At 35.9% G+C, this 1394-nt stretch carries 1 protein-coding gene; it reads left to right on the forward strand.

Translation table 11 applies throughout. From position 1 onward, the window contains the following. Window positions 1–87 precede the first annotated feature (87 nt). A complete protein-coding gene (locus ACFSFW_RS24225; protein ID WP_388042224.1) occupies window positions 88–1326 on the forward strand; it encodes an IS4 family transposase in 1239 nt (412 codons plus the stop codon). The last annotated feature ends 68 nt before the right edge of the window (window positions 1327–1394 follow it).

Raw genomic sequence — 1394 nt, forward strand, 5'->3', positions numbered from 1 at the left:
CGCACAAGAAAAAAACTCCTATTGTAGAAGTTGTTGACCTTGTTTTGTTCCCTAAACAAACAAGTCTTCTACAAAGGAGTTTTTACTTTGAGTAATAAAAGTATAGGCCGTGAAATGCTCATTTGTCAATGCTTATCGCTTCTCCCAACAGAGGATTTTGACTGTCCTCTAATTGATTATGGGAAGTATAAGCTTACAACCAAATCTTTGTTGAAAATTTTCGTGTCTGCACAGTTAGATCAATGGAGTTCATATGAGCATATGGTGGAGAAGTTAGAAGCTTATCCAAAACTGCGTAAAGAACTCGATATAACTGAGATAAGTGGATCTCAATTAAGTCGCCGTATCAATGAACTTCCAACAGAATGGGTTCAAAAACTCTTTTTAAAAGTGATTAAAAAAATTCAACAACTAACGCAAACTAGTGAAGGGCTCCCATGTGGAATTGGTCGTTTAAATATCGTTGATTCTACTGAGATTCGGTTACCGGAAAACCTTTGTAATTGGGCCTATATTTCAAAAGGTCATAATGCCGTTAAGATGCACACAAGACTAGTTGTTGTTTCGCCAGATGTTGCATTTCCGGACAAAATCGTTCCCTCAACGGGAACAGTCAGTGATTTTGAAAGTTCAGATGCTTTAATAGAAGATGCAGATGCCACTTACGTAATGGATCGTGGCTATCCATCAAGAAAAAACCTAATGGATTGGCAAGAGAAAGAAATATCATTTGTAGTTCGGATTACCAAGGCTTTACGATTATACACACTGGAAGAATATGAACCAACTCACCCATCCGTTATTCAAGATGCCAAAGTATTATACGGTGTATCAAAAATACCAGTCAGGTACATTGAATTTGAAGATGAAAAAGAGAGGTCATATAGAATCTTAACAACTAGATTTGACCTTACTGATCAACAAATAATGGATATCTACCGTAATCGCTGGGTAATTGAATTATTCTTCAAATGGATAAAACAGCATCTTAAATTAACAAAGATCTGGAGCACGAAGCCACAAGGGATTTGGAACCAAATGTTTTTAGCTCTTATAGCATATGGAGTCTCACTCATCGTGAAACTACAAACAGGGTCCAAAAAGACACCCTGGGAATTCTTTCGAATCTTACAAACTTATCTCTATAAGTCTGTAAGTGCTTTTAATAAAACATTACGAATAAGAAGGAAGAAGAAATCAAAAGGAAGACAAAAAATCCCTATTCCAATCAAGAAGAAAAAACCTTCATTTGGAAATGTCGCTTTGGTGAAAGAAGTAGTCAAGAAAGAGAATAGAAAAAGTGAACGCAAACTAGGAAATTACTAAATAGTAAAAAAAAGGGAACAAGGTCGTGTCACTACCCCATTCTCCTTTTTTCCAATAAGATCCAAAGT

Origin of the sequence: Ferdinandcohnia salidurans (assembly GCF_042680725.1) — a bacterium.
Classification (GTDB): Bacteria; Bacillota; Bacilli; order Bacillales; family Bacillaceae_L; genus Ferdinandcohnia; species Ferdinandcohnia salidurans.